The 8,126-nt window shown below is 70.3% G+C and carries 6 protein-coding genes; 1 reads left to right on the top strand and 5 read right to left on the bottom strand.

Annotated elements, in window-relative coordinates:
- The first annotated feature begins 237 nt into the window (after positions 1 to 237).
- Entirely contained in the window at positions 238 to 2,445 is a 2,208-nt protein-coding gene (locus ABZX30_RS24165) for a family 43 glycosylhydrolase (RefSeq protein WP_355936751.1), read from the top strand.
- Here ABZX30_RS24165 and ABZX30_RS24160 read toward each other — a convergent pair.
- The 5 genes from ABZX30_RS24160 to ABZX30_RS24140 all read right to left on the bottom strand — a co-directional run bounded on the left by ABZX30_RS24160 (position 2,442) and on the right by ABZX30_RS24140 (position 8,111).
- Positions 2,442 to 3,239, bottom strand: coding sequence for an HAD family acid phosphatase (locus ABZX30_RS24160; protein WP_355936749.1), 798 nt, complete (start codon positions 3,237 to 3,239; stop codon positions 2,442 to 2,444). The two genes, ABZX30_RS24165 and ABZX30_RS24160, sit on opposite strands and share 4 nt — an antisense overlap.
- A 102-nt stretch (positions 3,240 to 3,341) precedes the next feature.
- Positions 3,342 to 4,454 (bottom strand): chondroitinase-B domain-containing protein, encoded by a 1,113-nt coding sequence (locus ABZX30_RS24155; protein ID WP_355936747.1) that lies wholly within the window; start codon positions 4,452 to 4,454, stop codon positions 3,342 to 3,344.
- A gap of 80 nt (positions 4,455 to 4,534) precedes the next feature.
- Positions 4,535 to 5,551, bottom strand: a complete 1,017-nt coding sequence (locus ABZX30_RS24150; protein WP_355936745.1) for a pectinesterase family protein — start codon at positions 5,549 to 5,551, stop codon at positions 4,535 to 4,537.
- A 1-nt stretch (position 5,552) separates the two neighbouring features.
- Positions 5,553 to 6,689, bottom strand: coding sequence for a pectinesterase family protein (locus tag ABZX30_RS24145; protein WP_355936743.1), 1,137 nt, complete (start codon positions 6,687 to 6,689; stop codon positions 5,553 to 5,555).
- Positions 6,690 to 6,797: 108 nt separating this feature from the next.
- Positions 6,798 to 8,111, bottom strand: a complete 1,314-nt coding sequence (locus ABZX30_RS24140) for a pectate lyase (protein ID WP_355936741.1) — start codon at positions 8,109 to 8,111, stop codon at positions 6,798 to 6,800.
- Between the last annotated feature and the right edge of the window lie 15 nt (positions 8,112 to 8,126).

Raw genomic sequence — 8,126 nt, 5'->3', positions numbered from 1 at the left:
GGGCCCCCGCGCCCCCCCGGCCGGTACGGGCCGCCCCCCCCCCCCGCGGGCCGCCCCGGCGCCCGCCCCGCGGGGCAGCACCGGGGGGCGGTCCGCCGCGCCGAGCGGACGTTTCCGGCGAGCGAAAGTTTCGGCCGCCCTCATCCCGCCCTCATCAATTGACGGGCCCGTCCCCACTGGTGACACTCCGAGGGCACAACACCCAACAGAACCCCCCACGCCCCGACAGGATCGCCCATGCGCCTACGAGCCGCGCTCCTTGCCTGTCTCGCCCTCCTGCTCACGCTGTTCGCCGCCCCGCCCGGCACCGCGCACCCTGGAGCACCACCCGTGAAGCACACCGAGTACGCCGGTTACCTCTTCGCCTATTTCACCGGCGAGGGCACCGCCGACGGCGAACAGATCCGCTACGCCCTCAGCCGGGGCAACGACCCGCTGCACTGGCGCGAGCTGAACGCCGGGAAGCCGGTCCTGACCTCGACCATCGGCGAGAAGGGCCTGCGTGACCCGTTCGTCATCCGCTCCCCCGAGGGCGACAGGTTCTACCTGATCGCCACCGACCTCAGGATGTACCACAACAGCAGCGGCAGCTGGGACGACGTCCAGCGGCACGGCAGCAGGTCCATCATGATCTGGGAGTCCACCGACCTGGTGCACTGGACCGACCAGCGTCTGGTGCGGGTCGCCCCCGACAACGCGGGCAACACCTGGGCGCCGGAGGCCTACTGGGACGACTCCCTCGGCGAGTACGTCGTCTTCTGGGCGTCGAAGCTGTACGCGGACGACGACCCCGGCCACACCGGATCGACGTACAACAAGATGCTGTACGCGACGACGAAGGACTTCCGGACCTTCAGCGCGCCGAAGGTCTGGGACGACCCCGGCTACTCGGTCATCGACTCGACGGTGGTCAAGTACAAGGACACCTACTACCGCTACACCAAGGACGAGCGGGACCCGTCCTCCAGCTCCCCCTGCTCGAAGTTCATCACCGGGGAGAAGTCGACCAGCCTGACGAGCACCGAGTACGGCTTCGTCTCCGACTGCATCGGCAGCGGGTCCATCGAGCGCGGCGAGGGGCCGACGGTGTTCAAGTCGAACACCGAGAACAAGTGGTACCTGTTCGTCGACGAGTACGGTCTGCGCGGCTACGTGCCCTTCGAGACCACCGACCTCGACTCCGGCACGTGGACGATGTCCACGGACTACCAGCTCCCGGCGAGCCCCCGGCACGGCACGGTGCTGCCGGTGACGCAGGCCGAGTACGACCGGCTGCTCGCCGCGTACCCCGGCACTCCCGCCTCCGTGGTGGACGCGACGGCGAAGGGCCAGAAGGGGTACGCGATCGTCACCGAGCCGGCGTCGAAGGTCGTGCTCCCGATGGAGCCGGACGCCGATCTGTCCCGCCTGGCACCGCAGCTGTGGGTGGGCGAGGGCGCGACGGTCAGCCCGAGGTCCGGCACCCGGCGCGACTTCCGCAGGCCGCGGAGGTACACGGTGACGGCGGCGGACGGCACGGCCCGCACCTGGACGGTCGAGGCCGTCCGCACCCGGAGCCCGATCCTGCCCGGCCTGAACGCGGACCCGGACGTCCACTACCTGGACGGTGAGTACTGGATCTACCCCACGACCGACGGCTTCCAGGGCTGGAGCGGCACGAGCTTCACGGCGTACTCGTCGAAGGACCTGGTCCACTGGAAGGACCACGGCGTGATCCTCGACCTGGGCCCGGACGTCTCCTGGGCCGACAAGAACGCCTGGGCGCCCGCGGTCGCCGAACGCGACGGCAGGTACTACCTCTACTTCTGCGCGGAACAGCAGATCGGCGTGGCGGTGGCCGACTCCCCGGCCGGCCCCTTCGGGGACGCCCTCGGCAAGCCGCTCGTGGCCAAGGGCCGGCTGGCGGGCCAGATGATCGACCCGGCCGTCTTCACGGACGACGACGGTCAGGCGTACCTGTACTGGGGCAACGGGCACGCGTACGTGGTCCCGCTGAACGGGGACATGACGTCGTACGACCCGGCGAAGGTGAAGGACATCACCACGGGCGACTTCCGCGAAGGATCCTTCGTGATCAAGCGGAACGGCACGTACTACTTCATGTGGTCCGAGGACGACACCCGCAGCGAGAACTACCACGTGGCCTACGCGACGGGACCGTCCCCGCTCGGCCCGTGGACCGAGCGGGGGACGATCCTGTCCAAGCGTCCCGAGTACGGCATCCTCGCCACCGGCCACCACTCCGTGGTGAACGTGCCCGGCACCGACGACTGGTACATCGTCTACCACCGGTTCGCCCTGAACGGCCCCGGGAAGGCGGGCGGTGACGGTACGCACCGGGAGACCACGATCGACCGGATGCGGTTCGCGGCCGACGGCACGATCGAACCGGTCCTGCCGACCCTCGAGTCGGTCCGCCCCGCACGGGCCGCCCGCGCGGACTAGCCGACGAAGTACGTCGGGTTCGGGATCTTGTACGTGCGGTCCGCGTGGCCACCGTCCAGGTCCGAGTACTGGTCGCCGAAGTTGGCGATGATCTCGTACCCGAGGTCGTCCTCGATGTGCTTGCGGGTACCGGACTTGTACTGGACGGTGGTGCAGGTCCAGGCGCCCGGGGTGGCGCAGGCGCTCAGGTAGGACGGCGGGCTGGCCGCGTTCTTCAGGAACATGTGGCCGGCGTCGAGGTTCACGTCGGCGCCGACCTTCTTCAGGTTCTCGACGGCGGCGGACCGCTGCGCCTCGCTCAGACCGGAGTTGTAGAAGACCTCGACACCCTTGGACTCGGCGTACCGGACGAGCTCCGGGCTGCCGAAGACGGCCGGACGGTCGGCACGGTTGACGTAGGCCGCCCAGGTCGCCGAGTTGTAGGTGTAGTTGTAGCGCTTCTCGTAGTCGAGGCTGAGCAGCAGCGTGTCGTCGATGTCGAAGACGACCGCGGGCTTCTCGTGCCGGTGGTGCGCCTTGCGCGCCGCCTGGTCGATGTACCGCTCGGCGGCGGAGTCGAGCCGGGCGAGGTCCTTGGCGTACGGGCTGTCCGGGGACGCCTGGTAGAGGCCGTCGGCGTCGGCGGTGGTCCCGTAGTAGGTGTCGATGTCCTTCACCAGGAGCCCGATGTTGTAGGGCTCGTGGGTGGAGTTCGCCGTGGACTGACCGGCGTTGGCCACGCCGGCGCCGTACAGGGCACCACCGGCGAGGGCGCAGGCGGCCGTGAGGGCCGCGATCCGAAGTGGCTTATGCATGACAGGTTTTCTACGCGCGTCACCCCTTCGAGCGCGAGACCCGTTGCCCGATCGATACCTTCCGGTCGGGCAACGGGTGACGCTTCCCCCGGTACGGGCCGGTCAGTTCATGGTGGCGCCGATGGTGGTGCTGCCCGTGGTCAGGAACGTGGTGTCCGGCAGGGAGCCGTCGGACTTGCGGGCGTTGTACGTGGTCGAGGCGTCCGTGGAGTTGAACGCCGGCGTGGAGATGCCGGAGTCCCAGTTGTTGCCGGCCGAGGTCACCTTGGAACCCTTGCTGACCGAGCCGCCGCCGTTGCTCACCGCGAGGTTCTTGCCGAGCTTGGCGGAGCTGGTGGCGAAGTAGTAGCCCCACTTGCTGTTGGCGTAGGCGGTGGTGCGGTTGATGACGATCGCGCCGGTGTTGGAGTTCTCGGTGAAGCCGTTGCCCGCGTTGCCCCAGGCGGCGGAGTTGTTGACGACGTGGGCGACCGTGACGCCGTTGCCGCCCAGCTTGTAGCCGTTGCCGTTGCCCTCGAAGGCGGAGTCGCCCCAGCGGTTGACGCCGTTGCCGAAGGACCAGGTGTGCTCGATGGTGACCGGGGAGGAGAAGGACCACAGGTCGATGCCGTCGTCCGAGTTGTTGAACAGGCGGGCGCCGGTGACCAGGTTGCCGGTGCCGGAACCGAACTTGATGGCGACCCCGTCGGCGTTCTGGCCGTGGCCCGCGGGATCGTAGTTGCCGTAACTGTCCAGGTTCTTCACGGTGTTGTTCACCGTGCCGTCGCCGGTGAGCGTGAAGCCGGAGTCGCCGCCGTTGATGGTCTTGATGTTGTTCCAGTTCGTCCCGGTGCAGGACTGGCAGACGACCGCGCTGTCCGGGGAGTTCTGGAAGGTGATGTTGGAGACGTTCCAGTAGTCGGCCGTGAGCTTGAAGATCCACGAGCCGGAGGGGAGCGACGACCCGTCGATCTTCACGGTCTCCGAGCCGTAGGCGGTGAGCGTGACCGGTGCGGACGAGGTGCCGTCGGCCGTGGACTGGAGGGTGGCCGTCGGGTAGTAGGTGCCGCCGCGCACCTGGATGACCGTGCCGGCGGTGGCGTTCTTGATGGCGTTGGACAGGTCGGTCGCGTTGCTGACGACGACGGTCGCGGCCTGCGCCTGGGTGGGGAGAGCGGCGAGTCCGGCGCCGAGCGCCAGGGCCGCGCCGAGGGTGAGAGCGGTACGACGGGACATGGGAGTACGGTCCTTTCGTCGTGGTGCGGGTTGGGGGTGGTGCGGGGTGGCGTCGTGATGCGTGCGGGACCCGGGGGGATTCAGGGTCGCCAGTCGCCGAGGTAGGCCGCGGGGGTGTGCGACCGGGCCTCGGTGGGGGTGAGCTGGGGCCGGTTGCCGGGGACGGTGACCTCTGCGCCCGGCCCGGTGTTGCGGTACTCGTGGAAGCGCATGGACTGCCACGGGTAGGCGTCGCGCATGTTGGTGTAGGGCGCGACCGGGTCGATGCCCGGGCCGATCCAGGTGTCCCGGACGACGAGGGACGGCCAGGCGGTCGTCTCGTACGACGGGACCCAGGGCCGCGCCAGCTTGTACGCCCCGTCCTCGGCGCCGGAGGTGATCCGGGAGCGGACGGCGAGGATGCCGTACGGGTTGGCGCGGGCGGTGGAGGGGGCGAAGACCATGCCCTTGGGGGTGAAGGACACCTCACGCCCGAGCGTGCGGAAGTGGCAGCGCTCGAAGACGGCGGTCGCCCGCCCGAAGACGAAGTCGACGTCGCCCTCGATGTAGCAGCGGTGGAAGTACTGCCGGTCGAAGGTGTCGAGCGCCGCCGTGTCGACGAAGAGGGTGTCCTGGTGGGCCAGCAGGCGGACGTTCTCGAAGCGGGTCCGGTCGCCGTAGGTGTAGGCGGCCACCGCCTGCGTGCCGGTGATGTCGGGGTGGTCGGCACGCAGCCAGTCGTTGGCGAGGGTGAGGTCGCGGACGGTCAGCCCGGGTGCCGCGGAGGTGAAGGTGGCCGAGCCCGCCGTGCCGTACGTCGTGCCGTCGGGCTTCTTCGTGCCGTTCGCGTTGTCGTACACGATGACGGTGTCGCGCGGGTCCGGGGTGGCGCCGCGGATCGTCAGCTCCCCCTTCTCCACGGGGACGTGGACGACCTCGCGGTACGTCCCCGGGTGCACGACGATCGTCCGGCCGGGCCCGTCCACCGCGTCCACCGCGGCCTGCACGGAGTCGCCGGGGCGCACGTGCAGCACGGGGCGGCCGCCGGCCAGGGCGTCAGGGGCGCCGACGGCGGCCAGGACGCCGGTCATGCCCGCCAGAAGAGTGCGCCTGCGCATGTCAGCAGCCCTCCCGCCACGGCGCCCAGTCGCCGAGGTAGGCCTCGCGGGTCGCCGACCGGGCCTGCTCGTCGGTGAGCTGGGGGCGGTTGTCGGGGACGGTGATCTCCGCGCCCGGGCCCGCGTTGCGGTACTCGGCGAAGCGCTGGTCCTGCCACGGGTAGGCGGCCGACATGTTGGTGTAGGGCGCGACCGCGTCGATGCCGGGGCCGAGGTGGGTGTCCCGGACGGTGAGCATCGGGCGGGCGGTGGGGTCGGAGCCCGGGACCCAGGGGCGGGCCAGCTTGTAGCAGGCGTCCGGGGCCTCGCTGCTGACCCGGCCGCGCGTCACCAGGTAGCCGCGGGGATTGGCGAGGGCCGTGGAGGGCGCGAAGACGAAGCCGTACGGTGCCGCCGCCAGGTCGGTGCGGTTCAGCGTGCGGAAGTGGCAGTGCTCGTACACGGCCGTGGCCCGGCCGAAGACGAAGTCGACGTCCCCCTCGACGTAGCAGTGGGCGTAGTACTGGCGGGCGAAGACGCCGAGGGACATCGTGTCGGCGTACAGGGTGTCCTGGTGGCCGAGGAAGCGGCAGTGGGTGAAGGCGCTCCGGTCGCCCTGCACCTTGATGGCCACCGCCTGCGTGCCGGTGATGTCCGGGTGGTCGGCGCGCAGCCAGTCGTTGGCGAAGGTGATCCAGCGGGCGGTGAACCCGTCGGCCTGGACGGTGGTGGTGGCCGAGCCCGTGGTGCCGTAGGTGCCCGAGCCGTCCGGCTTCGGCGTCCCGTTGGCGTGGTCGTAGACGATCACCACGTCCCGGGGGTCCTGCGAGGCGCCGATCCAGGTCGCCTCGGTGCGGGAGGCGTCGACGGCGACGGTCTCGCGGTAGGTGCCCGGGGCGAGGACCAGGGTCCAGCCGGTGCCCGCCGCGGCGGTCACGGCGGCCTGGACGCCGGTGAAGTCGCCGCGGCCGTACGGGTCGACGTACAGCGTCTTCGGGGTCAGGCGGCGTGCCGGTGACCCGTAGCGGCCGAAGGGGTACCGGCCGCCGTCGGCGTGCGCGGGGGCGGCGGTGGCGAGGCCGAGCACGGCGGCGGCCTGGGCGCCCGCCGCGAGGAAACCCCTTCTGGACAGGGGTGGTCGGAGGTGGGGCGAGGGCATGCGGATGCTCCTTCGCGGTGCGGCTCGGGGAGAGCTCGGGGGAGCTCGTGGGGAGGGGGAGGACGGGCCGGGGCGGGCGCGCCCCGGCCCGTGCGCGCGGGACCGGGGTCAGCGCAGGCGGCCGGCGCCCGCGCAGTGGTCGACGATGCCGGGCACGGCCTTCGCCGGGTCGACCTTCGTGCGCAGGACCGGCGTCCAGCCGGCACCCGACTGGAGGATCTCGCCCGGCACCTGGGCGTTGTGGACGGCGATCAGGTCGGTCGGGGTGCCGTTGACGTAGTTGTCGTCGGCGGTGAGCGGCGCCTCCTTCCACTTCTTCAGGATCTTCCCGGCGCCGACCCCGTCCGGCAGCGTGAACGCGTTGTGCTCCGCGACGAGCTGGGACTCCATGCCGATGCCGTAGCTGTATCCGTAGCCGTCACCGGCGACGAAGTGGTTGTTGTACGAGTCCACCTGGCCGAAGCGGACGCGGGGCGCGCGCTCGACCAGGTTCGAGAAGAGGTTGTGGTGGAAGGTGACCTTCAGGTGCCCCCGGTCCACGGCGGCCGTCGAGGCGCTGTCGCTGTTGCCGATCAGGATCGTCTTGTCGTGGTCGGCGAAGACGTTCCAGGAGGCGGTGACGTAGTCGGCGCCCTTGACGATGTCGAGCTCGCCGTCGTGCTGCTCGAAGATCCGGCCGTAGTAGTACGGCAGGGTGCTGTCGGGGTGGTCGCCGTCGGTGAAGGTGTCGTGGTCGATCCAGACGTGGGTGGAGCCGTAGACGACCGCGCTGTCGTACTCGGAGTTCCAGTTGCCGTCGGCGGTGTCGGTCGGGTCCCACTGCGGGAAGCAGTCGAGCGGGCTCTCGAAGGTCAGGTTGCGGACGATGACGTTGTCGACGCCCTTGATCTGCAGGCTCGCACCCTTGAAGCCGGCGTCCGCGCCGATGCCGACGATGGTGGTGTTGGCGGGGATGTTCGCCTTGATGTAGGCGTCCTGGTTGGCCGCGGAGGCGCGGCGCAGCCCCTCGGGGCTGTCGTCGGGCTCGGCGTCCAGGTTCGTGGCGCGGCCCCACACGGCCGGGTCGTACGTCTTCAGGTAGGTGTCGAAGTCGTACCCCGGCACCGCGAACGACGCACAGCTCGGCCCGTCGGCGTCGATGGTGCCCTTCACCTTGATGATCTTGGGTGCGCTGCCGCCGTCGGCGAGGGCGGCCTTGAAGGCGTCCCAGGTGGTGACGGTGTAGACGTGCGCGAAGTCGGCGGCGGCGCCGCCCGAGGTGCCGGTGCCGAAGGCGGCCCAGCCGTCGTTCGCCGCGAGGGTCTGGTGGGCGAGGTCCGGGTTCCGGGGCTGAGCGGAGGCGGTGCCGGTGACGGCGAGCACGAGGGCGGTGCAGCCGACGAAGGACGCTATGACGCGGCCATGACATTTCTGTGTACGCACTGTGCGGGTCTCCTC

It is taken from the genome of Streptomyces sp. NPDC004542 (genome assembly GCF_040610035.1).
In the GTDB taxonomy this organism is placed as follows: Bacteria; Actinomycetota; Actinomycetes; order Streptomycetales; family Streptomycetaceae; genus Streptomyces.
The sequence above is the reverse complement of the archived record's forward strand: the minus strand, read 5'-3'. Positions and strand labels throughout refer to the sequence as shown.